This is a genomic window from Methylomonas sp. MS20 (assembly GCF_050275925.1).
In the GTDB taxonomy this organism is placed as follows: Bacteria; Pseudomonadota; Gammaproteobacteria; order Methylococcales; family Methylomonadaceae; genus Methylomonas; species Methylomonas koyamae_A.
In genome coordinates this window covers 4850229-4867387 of sequence record NZ_CP189962.1, presented here as the reverse complement: position 1 = coordinate 4867387, position 17159 = coordinate 4850229, and the positions used below count along the sequence as shown (strand labels likewise).

General features: G+C 56.3%; 16 protein-coding genes. 10 read left to right on the top strand and 6 right to left on the bottom strand.

Translation table 11 applies throughout. The annotated features are described in order from the left end of the window. The first annotated feature begins 51 nt into the window (after positions 1 to 51). The gene (locus ACQE3D_RS21625) at positions 52 to 972 is read left to right on the top strand and encodes a LysR family transcriptional regulator (protein WP_313730498.1); all 921 of its coding nucleotides are present in this window, start codon (positions 52 to 54) and stop codon (positions 970 to 972) included. On the opposite strand, the gene ACQE3D_RS21620 is transcribed toward ACQE3D_RS21625, so the two are convergent. Further along, entirely contained in the window at positions 969 to 1691 is a 723-nt protein-coding gene (locus ACQE3D_RS21620; RefSeq protein ID WP_313730499.1) for a glutathione S-transferase family protein, read from the bottom strand. The genes ACQE3D_RS21625 and ACQE3D_RS21620 overlap by 4 nt on opposite strands. Before the next feature lie 320 nt (positions 1692 to 2011). On the opposite strand from ACQE3D_RS21620, the gene pip reads away from it, so the two are divergent. The 9 genes from pip to ACQE3D_RS21575 all read left to right on the top strand — a co-directional run bounded on the left by pip (position 2012) and on the right by ACQE3D_RS21575 (position 12970). Next, on the top strand, positions 2012 to 2956 hold the full coding sequence (pip, locus tag ACQE3D_RS21615) for a prolyl aminopeptidase (protein WP_409521132.1): 945 nt from the start codon (positions 2012 to 2014) through the stop codon (positions 2954 to 2956). A 3-nt stretch (positions 2957 to 2959) separates the two neighbouring features. Then, positions 2960 to 3544: a UbiX family flavin prenyltransferase gene (locus ACQE3D_RS21610; RefSeq protein WP_313730501.1), complete on the top strand. Its 585-nt coding sequence runs from the start codon at positions 2960 to 2962 to the stop codon at positions 3542 to 3544. Between the two features lie 220 nt (positions 3545 to 3764). After that, entirely contained in the window at positions 3765 to 4412 is a 648-nt protein-coding gene (gene hxlA / locus ACQE3D_RS21605; RefSeq protein ID WP_064024493.1) for a 3-hexulose-6-phosphate synthase, read from the top strand. 151 nt (positions 4413 to 4563) lie between these two features. Then, a complete protein-coding gene (gene tkt, locus ACQE3D_RS21600; RefSeq protein ID WP_313730502.1) occupies positions 4564 to 6576 on the top strand; it encodes a transketolase in 2013 nt (670 codons plus the stop codon). A gap of 72 nt (positions 6577 to 6648) precedes the next feature. Next, positions 6649 to 6927 (top strand): hypothetical protein, encoded by a 279-nt coding sequence (locus ACQE3D_RS21595; RefSeq protein WP_064031736.1) that lies wholly within the window; start codon positions 6649 to 6651, stop codon positions 6925 to 6927. A gap of 111 nt (positions 6928 to 7038) precedes the next feature. After that, positions 7039 to 8376, top strand: coding sequence for a hypothetical protein (locus ACQE3D_RS21590; RefSeq protein WP_313730503.1), 1338 nt, complete (start codon positions 7039 to 7041; stop codon positions 8374 to 8376). 195 nt (positions 8377 to 8571) lie between these two features. Beyond that, entirely contained in the window at positions 8572 to 10269 is a 1698-nt protein-coding gene (locus tag ACQE3D_RS21585) for a type I secretion system permease/ATPase (protein WP_313730504.1), read from the top strand. Positions 10270 to 10339: 70 nt separating this feature from the next. Next, the gene (locus ACQE3D_RS21580; protein ID WP_313730505.1) at positions 10340 to 11629 is read left to right on the top strand and encodes an HlyD family type I secretion periplasmic adaptor subunit; all 1290 of its coding nucleotides are present in this window, start codon (positions 10340 to 10342) and stop codon (positions 11627 to 11629) included. A 3-nt stretch (positions 11630 to 11632) separates the two neighbouring features. Continuing rightward, on the top strand, positions 11633 to 12970 hold the full coding sequence (locus ACQE3D_RS21575) for a TolC family outer membrane protein (protein ID WP_313730506.1): 1338 nt from the start codon (positions 11633 to 11635) through the stop codon (positions 12968 to 12970). A gap of 92 nt (positions 12971 to 13062) precedes the next feature. Here the strand turns inward: ACQE3D_RS21575 and ACQE3D_RS21570 are convergent, their stop codons facing one another. From ACQE3D_RS21570 to ACQE3D_RS21550, 5 genes are read right to left on the bottom strand one after another with little or no spacing between them, the layout of a single operon-like run. Next, positions 13063 to 14169, bottom strand: a complete 1107-nt coding sequence (locus ACQE3D_RS21570; RefSeq protein ID WP_313730507.1) for a DegT/DnrJ/EryC1/StrS family aminotransferase — start codon at positions 14167 to 14169, stop codon at positions 13063 to 13065. Then, positions 14166 to 14582 carry a sugar 3,4-ketoisomerase gene (locus ACQE3D_RS21565; protein ID WP_064031731.1) on the bottom strand — a complete coding sequence of 139 codons (417 nt, stop codon included), beginning with the start codon at positions 14580 to 14582 and terminating at the stop codon, positions 14166 to 14168. The genes ACQE3D_RS21570 and ACQE3D_RS21565 overlap by 4 nt, the downstream gene beginning before the upstream one ends. Further along, positions 14572 to 15549, bottom strand: a complete 978-nt coding sequence (locus ACQE3D_RS21560; protein WP_313730508.1) for a GNAT family N-acetyltransferase — start codon at positions 15547 to 15549, stop codon at positions 14572 to 14574. Before ACQE3D_RS21560 ends, ACQE3D_RS21565 begins: the two co-directional genes overlap by 11 nt. Further along, on the bottom strand, positions 15546 to 16478 hold the full coding sequence (locus ACQE3D_RS21555; protein WP_313730509.1) for a hypothetical protein: 933 nt from the start codon (positions 16476 to 16478) through the stop codon (positions 15546 to 15548). The genes ACQE3D_RS21560 and ACQE3D_RS21555 overlap by 4 nt, the downstream gene beginning before the upstream one ends. Then, entirely contained in the window at positions 16475 to 17149 is a 675-nt protein-coding gene (locus ACQE3D_RS21550) for an acetyltransferase (protein ID WP_313730510.1), read from the bottom strand. The genes ACQE3D_RS21555 and ACQE3D_RS21550 overlap by 4 nt, the downstream gene beginning before the upstream one ends. Positions 17150 to 17159 lie beyond the last annotated feature (10 nt).

Here is a 17159-nt window from a genome sequence, read left to right as displayed (position 1 = left end):
CCGGTCTTCCCGGCGCGTCGTTAACATTCCGCGGTTTTGGGTATTCCGACCATGGCCGATTTACGCAGCTTCGATTTGAATTTACTGGTCGCTTTCGATTGGCTGATGCGAGAACGTAGCGTGTCGCGGGCAGCGGAGAAAATGTTCATCAGTCAGTCGGCGATGAGCCATGTACTGCAGCGCTTACGGCAACAGTTGGAAGACCCGTTGCTGGTGAAAACCCCGGCCGGCATGGTGCCTACCGCGCGGGCCTTGGCACTGGTCGATCCGGTCTCCGTGGTGCTGAAAGAGGTGGAAGGTTTGATCAGGGCGCCGGCCCCGTTCGATCCGGCTGGCAGCCGGCGCGCGTTCGCGATTGCCGCCACCGATTACGTGGAAGCCTTGCTCTTGCCTAAACTGGCACCGCGCATCGCCCGTCAGGCGCCGGGCGTGGACATTCGTTTCAAACGTACCAGTAGCCGGTTTCCGCTCGATGCGTTGGAACAAGGCGAAATCGATCTGGTGTTGGGTTTCGAGGTGATGCTGAATCCGCCGAAGCATCTGCATTGTCTGGCCTTGTTCGACGATTGCATGGTTTGCGTGGCGCGGGTCGGTCATCCGGTCGTGAATCGGGAATTGACGCTGGAGCAATACATCGGCTTGCCGCACATCATGCTGTCTGGCGCCGGCTCCGGTAGCGGCCAAGTTGATAGTTGGCTGGCCGAGCGCGGTCTGGAGCGGCGGGTGGCATTGACGGTTTCGCATTTTCTGTCGGCGCCGTTGATTGTGGCCCAAACCGATATGGTCATGGCCTTTCCTAAGCGTACCGCCTTGCAAATCGCGCAAAACCAGCCTCTGCAATGGGTGCCGTTACCGTTGGATTTGCCGGATTACGCCACGGTCATGGTCTGGCATCCGTTGCAAGACCAGGAGCCGGCCAACCGTTGGTTGCGCAGCGAGATCCGCGCCGCTTGCGTCGAGTTGACGGCTTAAACGAATCGCGGCTCGCCCAGTTCCGGAAAGTAGCGCGACTGCATGCGCCGGCAGTAATCGGTCAAGGCCGGTTGCGCCAGCGCATAGTCCTTGACCGGCGAGGCAACAGGGCAGGCCAGTAGGTTGATCAAGATGCCGTAGGCGGACGCGTCGACGCTGGCGGGTTGCTCGCCGAGCAAATAGGGTTGGTCCGCTAAGGCAGCGGCCAACGCGGCCACGTCCTGCCGGCCCAACTCGAATATTTGTGCGGCCGGTAAGCGACCGATGCCGTGGCCGCGAATCTGGCTTTTGATCCGCAGGCGGTAAAGGCTGGCGACCCCGTCGGCAAGGAGCGGCGGCAGGCTTCGAAAAATTGCCTGTTTGTTGATGCGCCAATTCTCCGCCCCGGTTTGCCAGCGGCTGTACATGCAGACCCAATACAAATGCTCTTCCAGCAGCCGTTGCCAGGCAAGGGCTTGGGCTTTTTGCCGGTCGGAAAGGGTTTGGTCCGGCCGGTTGCCGAAATTCTGTTGCAGATGGGCGATGATGATCCGGCTATCGGCGATTTTGCGGCCGTCGTGGTCGATGTAGGGCAATTTGCCTAGCGGCGCGTATATCGGTAGCGTTTCCACGATCCGGTACTCGATTTCGGCCATCCGCAGATAGGTTTCCAGCTTCGTGCAAAACTGGCCGGGGTTGGGGATATGCCAGGCTCTGGGAAATTGATGAAGAACAATCATTTGTTGTTTCGTCTAGGTTTTGGGGCATTTCGTAGTCGGTCATTTCCGAGGGTAGCGGGCCATTGGGAGTAGTCGGTTTTACAGGCCTGATGCGAGTTTCTCTGATGTTATACTACACAGATTCGATTTGATTGAGATGGCGGCACTTGTCAATCGGTTGTCTCAAAAATCCGTCGCCGCTGTCGGTGCCTTTTTATCCTGCCGATGCCCGAAAAATGACTTCCCGGCCAACGAAATCAAAAACCGAGCGCGCGCCGATTCCTTCACATGCCGAGTGCCAAGCGCTTAACTCGGTTCGTTTAACAGCGTTGAATTAAATGATGAGAACGCTTTACCCTGAAATATCGCCCTTTCACAGCTTCTTTCTCGACACGGATTCGATGCATCGGGTGTATGTCGAACAATCCGGCAATCCCGCTGGTATCCCGGTGATCTTTCTGCACGGTGGACCGTGTTCCGGTACCAAGCCGGAACATCGGCGCTACTTCGATCCGGAGCGCTATCACATCGTCTTGCTCGACCAACGCGGCTGCGGCCAGTCTCTGCCGTTTGGCGAGTTGGCGGCGAATACAGCGCTGGATTTGGTCGACGACATCGAGCGGATCAGAATTCGCTTGCGCGTGGAACGGTGGTTGCTGTTTGGCGGTTCGTGGGGGGCTACCTTGGCTTTGCTTTATGCGCAGCGTTTCCCCGAAAAGGTCTCGGGCATGGTGCTGCGGGGCGTGTTTTTGGCGCGTGCGGCCGATATGGATTGGTTTCTCGGCAATGGCGCCAATCGGATTTATCCGCAAGCTTGGCAAGGTTTGCTGGATAGTGTCGATGCCAAGGAGAAACAGGAGGTTCTGCCTAATCTGTTGAGCTCGGTATTCGGTGGCGACGGGAGCCTTGCCCGGCGCGCGGCGAAAGGTTGGCAGGACTGGGGCGGCCAGGTCGCTTTGGGTAATGAGTTCATCGCGAGTGCAGAGCCGGCCGGTGAACGTGAGGTGTTGCAAGTCAGGATGGAGCTGCATTACGCCCGAAATCGCTATTTTCTCTCTGAAAATCAGCTATTGGCGAATTGCGGACTCTTGAGCGAGATTCCCTGTTCGATCATCCACGGGCAGAACGATTTAACCTGTCCGTTGGAGGCGGGTTGGGCCTTACATCGCGCATTGCCTCATGCCGAATATATCGTGCTGCCCAACGCCGGACACGTTGCTCGCGGCGAGGAAATGATCGGCGCCTTGGTGGCGGCGGCCGATCGGATGGCTGGGCTGTTGGGCTAAAACATGGCGGATACGAAAAAACGCTTGGTGATCGCAATGACCGGCGCAACCGGCGCTATCTACGGTATCAGGATGCTGGAGATACTCCGAGAACGGCCGGAATGGGAAACGCACCTGGTGATTTCCTCGGCGGGGCTGGTCAATCTGAAATACGAATTGGACATGGATAGGGCGGCGCTGTATGCGCTCGCCGACGTGACGCACGGCATCAACGATATTGCCTCCAGTATTGCAAGCGGCTCCTTCAAGACCGAGGGAGTTGTCATTGCGCCGTGTTCGATGAAAACCCTGGCGGCGGTGGCGCACGGTTTTGGCGACAATCTGATTTCGCGGGCGGCCGACGTGGCACTGAAGGAACGCCGTAAAACAGTGCTGGTGCCCCGCGAAACCCCGTTAAATTTGGCGCACATCCGCAACATGGCGGCGGTTACCGAGATGGGCGGCATCATATTTCCGCCGATGCCGGCGTTTTACAATAAATCCGATTCGCTGCGGGCAATGGTTGACGAGGGGGTCGGCCGCATATTGGATATGTTCGGCGTCGATGCCGCCGGTCTGTATAAGCCCTGGATCGGCCTGGAAGGCTGAGTCGCGATCAAATCCAATCGATTCCCGGAGTTTTTTGCGTTTATTTGGCCCGTCGCGAATTGACAGGGTGCCGGTTCTGATTTAGAGTTGCCGCACTCGATTATTTTGCCCGTCAACAAAGGCTTGCTAGGCTCTCGAATCTTGCTGGGAAACGGGAGCTTTGTTGTAAGGGTCGCCTTAAAAACAATAACTGTAACTATAACAATCGGAGCACATAAGTATGGCAAGACCATTAATTCAAATGGCGTTGGACTCACTGGATTTCGACCAAACCGTTGCGTTGGCCGACAAAGTCGCACCTTACGTCGATATCTTCGAAATCGGTACCCCTTGCATCAAATACAACGGTATCAATCTGGTCAAGGAATTGAGACAACGTTTCCCTAACCAACTGCTGCTGGTTGACCTGAAAACCATGGATGCCGGCGAATACGAAGCCGGTGCTTTCTACGCTGCCGGCGCGGACATCTGCACCGTATTGGGCGTTTCCGGTCTGGCTACCATTGGTGGCGTGATCAAAGCGGCTAAAAAATATAGCGCCGAAGTTCAAGTCGACCTGATCAACGTACCTAACAAAGGCGAATGCGCTCGCGAATCCGCGAAATTGGGCGCGCAAATCATGGGTGTTCACACCGGTTTGGACGCACAAGCGGCCGGCCAAACGCCTTTCACAGACTTGGCTGAAGTTGCCAACCTGGGCCTGAACGTTCGCGTTTCCGTTGCCGGCGGTATCAAACCAGCCACTATCGATCAAACCGTTAAAGCCGGTGCTAACATCATCGTGGTCGGCGCGGCAATCTACGGTGCCGCATGCCCTGCGACCGCGGCAAAAGAAATCCGCGAACTGGTTGACGCCGCGTCTGCATAAGACTGTCTTGGCAAGACCTAAGCGTTAACAGTAAGTAGCAAGGACGGGTGGCTAACGCCACTCGTCCTTTCTTACGTTTTAAACCCCAGTTTTTGAAAAGCGGTGCCAAGAGCACCCGCTGTCATTATCGATATTTAAAGGAGATACACCAATGCCTTCGCGCCGAGACTTAGCGAACGCCATACGCGCACTCAGCATGGACGCCGTCCAAAAAGCCAACTCCGGCCACCCTGGTGCGCCAATGGGCATGGCCGACATCGCTGAAGTATTGTGGAACGATTTTCTGAGCCACAACCCCACCAATCCCAAATGGCCGAATCGCGACCGCTTCGTGCTGTCCAACGGTCACGGCTCCATGCTGATTTACTCGCTGTTGCACCTGAGCGGCTATAACCTGCCGATCGACCAGTTGAAACAGTTCCGTCAACTGCACTCCAAAACCCCGGGTCACCCCGAATACGGCTACACCGACGGCGTCGAAACCACCACCGGTCCTTTGGGCCAAGGCATCACCAATGCCGTCGGTTTCGCCATCGCCGAACGCGCGCTGGCCGGTCAATTCAACCGTCCCGGCCACGACATCGTCGACCACCACACCTACGTGTTCCTGGGCGACGGCTGCCTGATGGAAGGCATCTCCCACGAAGCCTGCTCGCTGGCCGGCTCCATGGGCCTGGGTAAACTGATCGCCATCTACGACGACAACAACATCTCCATCGACGGCGAAGTCCGCGGTCACGGCGACGTCCACGGCTGGTTCCTGGACGACACCCCGAAACGCTTCGAAGCCTACGGCTGGCACGTCATCCCCAAAGTCGACGGCCACGACCCCGAAGCCGTGAAAAAAGCCATCGAAGCCGCTAAAGCCGTCACCGACAAACCATCCATCATCTGCTGCCAAACCATCATCGGTTTCGGCTCGCCGAACAAACAAGGCAAGGAAGAATGCCACGGAGCCGCCCTCGGTGAAGCCGAAGTCGCCGCCACCCGTGAAAAACTCGGATGGTCGCACGCCCCATTCGAAATCCCCGCCGACATCTACGCCGGATGGGACGCCAAAGCCAAGGGCGCCGAACGCGAAGCCGCCTGGAACGCCCAATTCGCCGCCTACCAAGCCGCGCATCCGGCCCTGGCCGCCGAATTCGAACGCCGCGTCGTCAAAGGCCAACTGCCCGGCGACTGGAGCGAAAAAGCCAACGCCTTCATCGCCGACGTCAACGCCAAAGCCGAAACCATCGCCAGCCGCAAAGCCTCGCAAAACACCCTGAACGGCTTCGGCCCACTGTTGCCCGAACTCTTGGGCGGCTCCGCCGACCTGGCCGGTTCCAACCTGACCCTGTGGAAAGGCTGCAAAGACATCAACGCTGCGGGCCACGACGGCAACTACGCCTACTACGGCGTGCGCGAGTTCGGCATGAGCGCCATCATGAACGGCATCGCCCTGCACGGCGGCTTCAAACCCTACGGCGCCACCTTCCTGATGTTCTCGGAATACGCCCGTAACGCGTTGCGGATGGCCGCGCTGATGAAAGCGCCGACCATCTTCGTCTACACCCACGACTCCATCGGTCTGGGCGAAGACGGCCCGACCCACCAACCGATCGAACAAACCGCCACGTTGCGCATGATCCCCAACATGCAAGTCTGGCGTCCGTGCGACGCGGTGGAATCGGCGGTCAGCTGGAAAGCCGCGATCGAACGCACCGACGGCCCGAGCACCCTGATCTTCTCCCGGCAAAACCTGCCGCACATGCCGCGCAGCCAAGCCCAGATCGACGCGATCGCCAAAGGCGGCTACATCCTGAGCGGCGAAGGCAATCCGGACGCCATCATCATCGCCACCGGCTCCGAAGTCGAACTGGCGGCGAAAGCGGCCGAAGCGTTGAGCGCCAAAGGCAAAAACATCCGCGTGGTGTCCATGCCGTCGACCAACGTGTTCGAAGCGCAAGATCAGGCGTACAAAGACAGCGTACTGCCGCCGAGCGTGACCGCGCGAGTGGTAGTCGAAGCCGGCGTGACCGATAGCTGGTGGAAATACGCGGGCAGCCAAGGCCGAGTGGTTGGCCTGGACCGCTTCGGCGAATCGGCCCCGGCCGGCCAACTCTTCAAAGAGTTCGGCTTTACCGTGGATAATGTCGTCGCTAATGTGGACGCCGTGCTTTAATAGCCGGTAACTTGTCAAACGTCCCTGTCCGCCGGGCAGGGGCGATTCATACGGAAGAGGAAGGTGAGCACTATGAAAAGCGTGGAATTGAAACGAGGATTTTTCGTTGCGTTACTGTTGACCGCCGCGGCCGCGCAGGCCCAGGACTATCCGGCGGCCGATTTTCAGCCCAAGGTGGTTTACCGCGATCCGGCGCTTGCCGAAGCCGCGCCGACCGCGAGCTCGGCTCCGACAAGCGCCGCAGCGGTGCCGTGCGTCAATCAGCAGGCGCAGACGCAATCGGAAGCCGATCCCAAATATCCGGCCTCCAGCTTTCAACCCAAAGTCGTGTTTAGCGGCACCGGGTCGTAATACTCAGTTCGGCGGGCCAGGCTTGCGGCGCGGTTCGGGTTAATCCAACCGGCCAGTTCAGGTTGACCGGTCGATTAAAATAACAACGATAACATTCAGGAGTATTCTCAAATGGCAAATAATAGTTTGATGAATAGCTTATTCGGCTTGTTGCCGAGCTTTTTCTTCGATAAGCCCGGCGGTGGCGGTACCTCCGAGGGTAATAGCGAAGACGGAGGCACGCAATTGACCGGCGTGGCGCGTTACCTACAACGGCTGGAGCCGCAAACGGCCGACGACGAACCGGCATTGACCGGCGTGGCTCGCTATCTGGCGGCTCTTGAGCCGGCGGCGGTCGAGCCGGAAGCGGAGGCCGAAGCAGAAGTGATTGAGGAGGAGGTCGTCGAAGCCGTCGAGGTTGTCGAGCCCGAGCCGGTACCGACCGGTGTCGAAAAGTATTTGAGTCTGCAAGCTGAACATCCGGTTACCCGAGTCGCTAAGTATCTGATCAAGGAATCAATCCAGTCCAAGGCCGCGCCGATTACCGGCGTATCCAAATACGTCACCATGCACGATAGGGAAGACCATTCGGTAACCGGGGTTGCCAAATATGTTATTCGGCAAAATATGGCCGAATCTCCAGCGGTGACTGGCGTCGCTAAATACGTGCTAAAAAAAGACTTGGCGGCTAAGGATGTGCCGGCGGCAACCTCCGTTAGCAAGTACTTGGCTAAGCAGGCGCTGGTTTCCAAGGATGTACCTGTTTTGAGCGGCGTCGAAAAATATCTGGCTCGGCAAGACAAGTTATTGAAAGAGCAGGCGCCGTTAACCGGGGTCGCCAAATTCGTTGCCGAACAGGAGTTGGCTGCGCGTAAAGCCGCGGCGTTGGCTTTGGTGGCTCGCTACGCCGAAGCGGAAGCCAAATTGCAAGCTGAAAAAGCGGAGGCATTGATGAAGCAGGAACAAGCCGAGGAAATCGCATTTGCCGCCGAAGTCATTGTCGAAGGTTCGGCGGTGGATCGCTATCTGGCCCGTCAATCCGCGGCGGCCGAACTGGCGCCGAAGCCAACCGGTGTCGCTAAATATTTGGCCAGACAATTGCAACTGCAAAGCCAGGCCGCGCCGGTTACCGGCGTGGCGCGTTATTTAGCCAAGCAATCCGTCTTAGCTAAACAATTGCCGACATTGACCGGTGTTGCCAAGTATGTCGCCAAGCAGCGGCTGGAAGTCAAGCCCGAGGTGGTGGTCAGTACGGTTTCCAAATATCTTGCGAAACACGCCGTCGAAGAAAAGGCCGCCGGCGAAGTGACTGGGGTCGCCAAATACATGGCCAAGCAGGAAGTGGCGGATAGAGAGGTGCCTAGCGTGTCAGGCGTGTCAAAATACGTAGCCAGACAGGCGTTACAATCCGACGAAGTTAGCTATACCAGAACGACCGGTGTCGAGAAGTACTTGCGCAAGCAGGGCTAATCCCGCTTGACGGCACCCAAAGCCGGCGTACTCTTTTCGGGACGCCGGTTTTTTTTCGCCGAAATTCGGCGGCTTTTTATCGTCAAGTGGCGGAGACGTCCCGTTGCGTAGGTAAAAAACAACATTCCCTAGGTAACAGCCAAAATCATGCTACTCTTGGAGGGCTAACTTTGGCCAGTATTCTTTCAACGCGTCGTGAGCATTTCCCAACCCACCGACATTCAAATTGCTCTTAAACTCTGTAAAGGGGCTTTTTTATCCGCCGCCGGTTTTAGCTTGATTATCAATATGTTGATGTTGACCTCGCCGTTGTATATGCTGCAAGTATATGACCGAGTGGTGGCGACCGGAAATCTGTCGACCTTGCTGATGTTGAGCTTGATCATGTTGATTTTGTTCGCGACGATGAGCGGTTTGGAATGGGTCCGTTCCCAGATACTGGTAAGGGTCAGTAGCCGTTTGGAGCTGCTGTTAAACGAACGATTGTTTCAGGTCGCTTACAAACAAGCGCTGTATTCCGGCGGACAGAGGGCGACATCGCAGCCGCTAGACGATCTGACCGCGTTGCGTCAATTTTTGACCGGCAATGGCTTGTTCGCATTTTTCGATGCGCCGTGGATGCCGATCTATCTCGGCGTGATGTTCATTTTTCACCCGCTATATGGTTGGTTTGCAGTCGCGACGGCAGTTTTGATGGTCTTGATTGCCGTCGTCAACGAAAAAGTCACCGCCGCGACTTTGGACGAGGCCAACAAGGTGGCGATAGCCGGACGGGCCTTGGTGAATAAAAACCTCCGCAATGCCGAAGTAATCGAATCGATGGGCATGGCTGAGAATATCAAACAGCGCTGGCTGGCGGCCGCTAACCACGTCTTGATTTTGCAAGGACTCGCGAGTTCGCGCGCCGGCTTGGTCGGGGCGTTTTCCAAGGTAATCAGGCTGGCGTCGCAGTCGCTCATTTTGGGCTTGGGAGCTTATCTGGTGATACAAAAAGAAATCACCCCAGGATTGATGATCGCCGGTTCGATATTGTTGGGGCGCTCGATCGCGCCTATCGACATGTTGATCGCCAACTGGAAGGGATTTGTCAATGCGCGCGGTCAATATCGGCGGTTGAATGAAATCTTGCAGCGGATTCCCGCCGAACCCACGCGAATGACCTTACCTACACCGCGCGGAAGTTTTCAGTTGGAGGGCGCCGTCGTAACGCCGCCCGGCGCTAACGCGCCGGTGATCAAAGGGATAAGCTTAGCGATCAATGCCGGCGACATCGTCGGCGTTCTCGGCGCTAGCGGCGCCGGTAAATCGACGTTGGCTCGCGCCTTGCTCGGCATCTGGCCCACCTCCGGCGGGAAGATCCGCCTGGATCAGGCCGATGTCCATGCCTGGAATCGCAATGAATTGGGGCCTTACCTAGGTTATTTGCCGCAGGATATAGAATTGTTCGAAGGCACGATCGGCGAAAATATCGCCCGGTTTGGCGAAGTCGATGCAGTTAAAGTCGTCGAGGCGGCGAAAATGGCCGGCGTGCATGACCTGATATTGCATTTGCCCAACGGCTACGACACCGTCATCGGCGCAAACGGCGGCGCTTTGTCGGGCGGTCAGCGTCAACGTATCGGGCTGGCGCGGGCTCTTTACGGCGAGCCCGTCGTCGTCGTGCTCGACGAACCCAATTCGAATTTGGACGAACAAGGCGAGCAGGCGCTGGCTCAAGCGCTGGTTTTGCTGAAACAAAAGGGGGCTACCGTGATTCTGATTACCCATCGAAACAGCGTTTTGTCCAACGTGGATAAGTTAATGATCTTGAATGAAGGCAAGTTGGCGGTTTACGGGCCGCGAGACCAAGTGCTCGCCCATTTGCAACAACAAGCCCAGTCGCAAGCGTCGTGACCGGTATCGATCGCTTTGCCCGCCCATGGATGTGAAGAATTTGTCCCCGTCCGTCAAACCGAGCGCCGTAATGACGCCGGTCGTCGACGATAGGCCGATACGCCTGATCGGCGTCATCATTTTGTTAGTGGCGTTTAGTTTATTCGCGCTGTGGAGTTATTGGGCGCCGATCGACGGGGCGGCGTTGGCCTCCGGCGTCATCACCGTCAAATCTCACCGTAAAACCGTGCAGCACCTGGACGGCGGCATCGTGCATCAAATCTTCGTCAAGGACGGCGACATCGTCCGGGAAGGCGATATTTTGCTGACGCTGGACGGTACCGAAGCCCGCTCGCAATTGGAAGTACTTCGAGGCCAATCGATCACGCTGTCCGCGCAATTGGCCCGATTGGAAGCCGAGCGCGATCGGAAAGCCCGCATTGAATTCCCCGACAATTTGAGCCGCTTGGACGATAGCCGCGTCGCGGAAGCCAGAACTAGCGAGACCGAGCTATTTTCAGCCAGGCGTGTGGCCTTCGAAGGGCAAATTTCGGTTCTGAAACAAAAGATCAACCAGCTCAGTACGCAAATCGTCGGGATTAAAGGTCAGCGCCAGAGCAAGCAAGCATTGTCCGAGTCTTACGGCGAAGAGGCGAAGGATTTAAAAGAGTTGTTGGCCGAGGGGTTTGCCGACAAACAACGCTTGCGTGACACCGAACGCAATCATGCCAGTAACTCGGGCGACATCGCTTCGTTAACGTCGCAGATCGCGGCCGCCGAAATTCAGATCGGCGAAACCAAGCTGGAGATACTGCAGCTCGAAAAGAAGTTTCAAGAAGAGGTGTCCGAGAAATTGAGCGAAGTTCAATCCCAGCTATTCGACGTTAATCAACGCTTGGCGGCGACCGCCGACAAGGTTAGCCGGATCGAGATCAAGGCTCCGGTTGGCGGGCGGGTGATGGGTTTGGCGATACATACCCAGGGCGGCGTGGTGATGGCTGGCAGTCCAATACTCGACATCGTGCCGCAACAAGAAGATTTGATCATCGATGCGCGGGTATCGCCGTTGGACATCGATCGGATACGTTTGGGCTTGGTCGCCGAGGTCAGGTTCAGTGCGTTTAAGCAAGCGTTGACGCCGACTACCGAAGGTAAGGTTATTCATATTTCGGCCGATCGTTTCGTCGATGAAAAGGCCGACGCAGCTTATTATCAGGCCGAGGTGGAATTGACGCCGGAGAGCTTGCAAAAACTGAAAAACCTGGAATTGGTACCCGGCATGCCGGTGGAGGTGATGATCCGGACCGGCGAGCGCACCGTCGTGGAGTATCTGATGCAACCCATCACCGACGCGTTCGCGCGGGCTTTCCGAGAGGATTGAGCGATGCGCTCGACTAAGTTGATCTTGTTGGGCTTGGCTGTTACGTTGGCGGGTCGGGCATGCGCCGACGACTTGCTGACGGTGTATCAGCAAGCATTGCAGGCGGCACCGTCGCTTAAGTCGGCCGACGTCAAAGTCGATATCGGCGCTGCGCAAACCGGCCAAGCCTTGGGCCAAATGCTGCCGCAAGTTACCGGAACCGCGAATTGGTCGGAAAATCGGTTGAACGTGCGAAATAGCGATTTGAGTTATTCGGGCACTCGTTATTATCTGTCGCTGAATCAGACACTGATCGATTTTGCCAAATTCTGGACCTGGCGGCGGGCGCGGGTAGCCGAATCGCAATACGAACTCGAGCGCACCGATGTGAGCAATCTTTTAATGTTCAGTGTCGTTGAACGCTACTTTGGCGTTTTGGAAGCGGAGGATCAACTTCGCTTCATTCAAACCGAGAAGCTTGCGATTCAACAGCAATTGCAGCAGGTGCAAAAGCGGTTTGCCAAGCAGTTAGTCAAAATCACCGATGTTTACGAGGTCGAAGCGCAACTGGATAAAATCGAGGCGGACCAAATCGAAGCCGAAAGCTTGGTTTCCTCGGCTAAGCAAAACTTGAGGGAGTTGACCAACCAGGAGCCGGACAGTCTACTAACCTTGCGCGAAAACATTGAATACAAGGAATTGGAAGGTAAGTTGGACGACTGGATCGCCGTGGCAACAAACGATAATCCGGCCCTGGCCGCGCAGCAGAAAGCCATCGAGGCGGCCGACAACGACCTCGTCGCCCAGAAATCCCGCCACCTACCGGTGGTCGACCTACAGCTTAACTACTACGATACCAACACCGGTTATCAAAGTACCCTGCTGTCCAATCAAACCCAAACTCAAGTCGCGGCGATTAACGTCAACGTGCCGATCTTTAGCGGCGGTACGACCATGCATCAGGTTCGCGAAGCGGAAAGCCGCTTGGCACTGAATCGCCACGCCGAGGAAGAAAAGTTACGGACCGTGGTCAAGGAAACCAGCGATGCGTTTTTGACGTCGAACGCCAACGTCAGGCGGATTAAGGCTTCGATCAAGGCGTTGGAATCCGCTCAAAAGTCCCACGATGCGATGCAGAGTGCCTATAAATACGGTGTTGCCACCATCGGTGACGTTTTAGTCGCCCAGCAAACCGAGTTTCGAGCCAGGCGCGATTTGTTGCAGAGCAAATACGCGTATATTAAAAATCGCTTCAGATTTTTACAGGCCATCGGCGCTATCAGCGAGGAAAACTTGCAGGAAGTCAATACTTGGTTGGAGAAGCCGGTGCAAGCTTCTTCAGTCCCGAACCCTGAAAAATAGCCGCGCGATTTTGGTTATCACGCTTGGGTATATCCCGGTAATTCCGGCGAACTCTCGGCTAGCCGCACCGAGAGCTTCGAACCGGACGTGTGTTAGCGGTGAAAGCCGGCGATGGCATCGATAACCGTGTCCACTTCGGTGTCGAGCATGCCTGGCCACATGGGTAGGCTCAGGCACTCTTGAGCAAGTTTCTCGGCAATCGGCAATGAAAATTCGGCAAACTCAGGATAACAAGCCTGGCGATGCGGAGGAATAGGGTAGTGAATCATCGTGCCAATTCCGGCGGCCTGCAAATGCTGCTGTAAGGCGTCGCGTTGGGGACTTAATACGACGTACAAGTGCCAAACCGGATCCGCCCAGTCCGGGACAAACGGCCGGATTAGATTTGAATCTCGCTGAATCAGGCTGTCGAATCCGACGTGGTAGCGGCGTGCGATTTCCCGCCGTTGCCGATTGTTTTCATCCAATACCTTGAGTTTGACACGTAAGAAAGCGGCTTGTAATTCATCCAGGCGGCTGTTTTGACCCAGTGTGTCGTGTTGGTATTTGATCGTGGAGCCGTAATTGCGAAGTCGCCGAATTTTTTCGGCCAATTCTCTATCGTTGGTGACCACGGCGCCGGCATCGCCGAGCGCGCCCAAATTCTTGCCGGGATAGAAGCTGGTGGCGGCCGCATGGCCCAGGCTACCGGCTTTTTTGCCGTAATATAACGCGCCTTGCGCTTGCGCGGCATCCTCCAGAACGAACAGCTGGTGCTTATCGGCGATGCGCATAACGGCATCCATATCGGCGACCTGGCCGTACAGATGGACCGGAATGATGGCTCGAGTGCGCGAGGTCACCGCCGCTTCGATACGCGACGGGTCCAAATTGTAAGTGCGAGCATCGGGCTCGACCGGGATGATGGTTGCTCCGGTGCGGGTAACCGCCAACCAGGTTGCAATAAACGTGTTGGACGGCACGATAACCTCATCGCCGACGCCTATTCCTTGGGCGGAAAGTGCCAACGCTAATGCATCGAGTCCGTTACCGACGCCCACGCAATGTTCGGCTTCGCAATAGCTGGCGAATTCCGCTTCGAACCGCTCGACTTCTTCGCCGAGAATGAACCAACCGGAGGCCAAGACGCGTTTAAAGCTTTGCTCCAACTCGTTTTGCAATGCCAGATTGGGCGTTTTTAAATCCAGAAACGGAATCATCGGCGCTTTTCTCTAGCGGCCTTCAGGAAGACGTCGTAGTCGCGGTAATAATCTTCTTCGGTGTAAAACTCCGAAGCCAGGACCAAGCAGACCGCGCCGGATGAAAAATTGTCCAAGTCGCGCCACATGCCTGGGGCGATATATAAGCCGTAATAGGAGCGATTTAAATGAAACAGTTTCTTTTCGAAGCCGTCGTCCAAGGTTACGTCAAAGCTGCCCGACATCGCGATCATCAGTTGCTGTAATGTCTTATGACCATGCGCGGCGCGCGTCGCGCCGCCGGGAACATCATACAAGTAATAAGTACGCTTGATCTCGAACGGAACATGGCGCCCCGCCTCGATAAAGGTCAAGTTGCCGCGGGCATCCGGGATGCGGGGTAATTCGATGATTTTGCAATCGTTAATCGACATTTTCTTCTCCGGTTAATGGGATCTCGAAGAACTCATGTACGGTTCCTCCTCCGCCAAATTCCGTTTTGAATTTATAAAGTCCCTCATTCAGCACTTTGCCGGCCTGTTCGTTGCAGATACCGAAATCGAGCCAACGCTTTCCGTCGCTGACGGCCTTGGTAATGCAGAAGTCGAACACCGCGTCCAGTGCGGAAAATTGATAGCCGATGTCATTCGCGGCGATATATTGGGTATGAATACAGGTCGCGGTGATAAACAATAAAACGCCGGCGACGACTTGGTCTTGGTGGGTGCCGCAAACGATTTGAATTTGATCGGGAAAACGCTCGGCGAGCATCGTGATTTCGCTCAAGCTATGAACCGGCCCGGTGCCATGTTTTCGCGCCAAATTCTCGGTTAATACCTGCCAAAATTCGCCCAGTAGGGCCATGTCTCCGGATAAGCCTATCTGATTTTTCCGCGCTTTATTCAAACTGCGCCGCCGCCGTTCGCTGATCCGCCCGCGCGGCGTCGTCAGGTCAATCGAGCTCGAGAGATCGCAGCGGTAGCGGTGCGCGTTGAGTCGGAACAGCGCGTATAGATCGTCTTGCGCCGGTTGGCGGTGATAAAAGGCCGGTACCGCCTTGTACAATAGGCGTTGTTTGCATTGGCTTCGATAATAGCGGCAACAGGTCCGCAGGGCTTCTATCATCCGCTCCCCACGTAGTTGGCCCTGCTGCACGATGCCCCCGTAAGTCGCGCCGGGATGGCTGACCACGCAAGCTTCATCGTCCGGTTGCAAGGCAGCCGGCAACAGGCCCAGCCAGCCATGTTCGTCGTAGATGATCAGCGATTGGTCGACGAAACGACTACCGTGATAGGATAAAAACCGCCGGGTATGCAGTAGCGTGGATTGCAGCGAATCGTCGCAAAAGCTATCCCAATCCTCGGCGTCCGCTTCGCCGTAAGCACGCACTTGTAACGTCATTCCCGCTCCAGCCGCGCGCAGGCAAAGCCATCGCGTCCAAAGTGGTTGCCGTTATAAAACACGTAGAGCTGCTCGCCAATCTGGATAGGCGCCGCGTACATAATCGCATCCGAATCGAATTCGCCGGGCGAAACGTCCAGGTTCAGATGCGCATCCATGCGCCGCCAATGTATCCCGTCCGCCGACTCCGCATAACCTAATCGGTAGGCGGCGAAAGACCGCCGGCGCACCGAGTAAAATAGCCGAAACCCGCCGCCGGGTTTTCTGATCACGCAGGGGCGGCCGAAGCCGTGCTCGTCGGCTTCCTCGACACGAAGCTGCACCTGGCCGTGGCTGGGGAAATGCACGCCGTCCTTGGATTCGACATAACGCAAATCGTAAACCGGCATGCTTTTACCGTTCAACTCGATCCAGTCGCTACCCGCCACGTACCACAACCGGACGACGCCTTGATCGAGCAAGGCCCAGGGGCCGCCGCGAATATGCCGCTCTTGGTCGGAGCGTTCCAACACCGGAACGCTGGAATGGCGGTGGAAAGTTTCGCCGCCGTCGTCGCTGATGGCTAGCCCGGTTAACAGGCGGTAGCGGATTTTGGTACCCAATTCGAAACCGGCGTAATACAGAAACAGGCGTTGGCCGCCCATCGGTAGCACCGAGCACGTCAGCAAACCGTTCTCGTCGAAGCTTCCTGGGGTACCCAGGTCTAGTAGCGGGCGTTCGGAGACCCGCAATACTCGGGTGGGATCGTTGGCATCCACATCGACGAAACCCGGTCTACCCAAACCGTTGGCGTCGCAGAAAGTCACGAAAACCCGGATCACCTCGGGCGATATTTGCAATGGAGTCGGTACCATCGCATGGCTGGTTGCCCAATCCTGGTCGCCGGGAGGCGCATAAACGATGCCGAGTTTTCGCCAGTGCATCGTCATGCTTTAACCTTGAAAAAACGGAGCGAGCTGACTTTGGATGGTGCAGGCATTGCCGCTCCGTACAAAGCGCCGTCTTCGGTGTTTTGCGTTAGCACGATACCCGGCCCGATCCAGTTGTCCTTGCCTATCGTCAAATTGTTCGCGAGCGTGGAGTTCACGCCTAAAAAGCTGTTTTCACCAATGTGGCAGAAACCGGAGATGACGACGTGAGAGGAGATAAAACAATGATCGCCGAGCGAGGAATGATGGCCGATATGGTTGCCGCTCCATAAAATAACGTCGTTACCGATGCTGACAAAAGGTTGCACGGTATTGTCTTCGAAAATAAAACAATGCTCGCCGATCCGGGCATTGGGCCAAACGAACGCGCGAGTACTGATGTAAGACGCCAATCGATATCCGGCGGCTTTTGCCTGCTGCGTCAGGCGAGCGCGCAGACGGTTTAGCTGGGTATAGGTGACCGCCACGAATACATCGTGATCGGCTGGCGAAAAATGCTCCGTCATGGATTCGAACGGCATCAGCGGCAAACCGTTCTTGGTGTCGCCCGTTAAAAAGGCGCTTTCCACCGCAAAGCCGACCACGCTATATGGGCTATCGGCTTCGAAATATTCTTGGGCGATGTCGGCGAATCCGGATGCGCCGACAATAATCAGTTTTCGTTGTTTCATGGCGGTATTC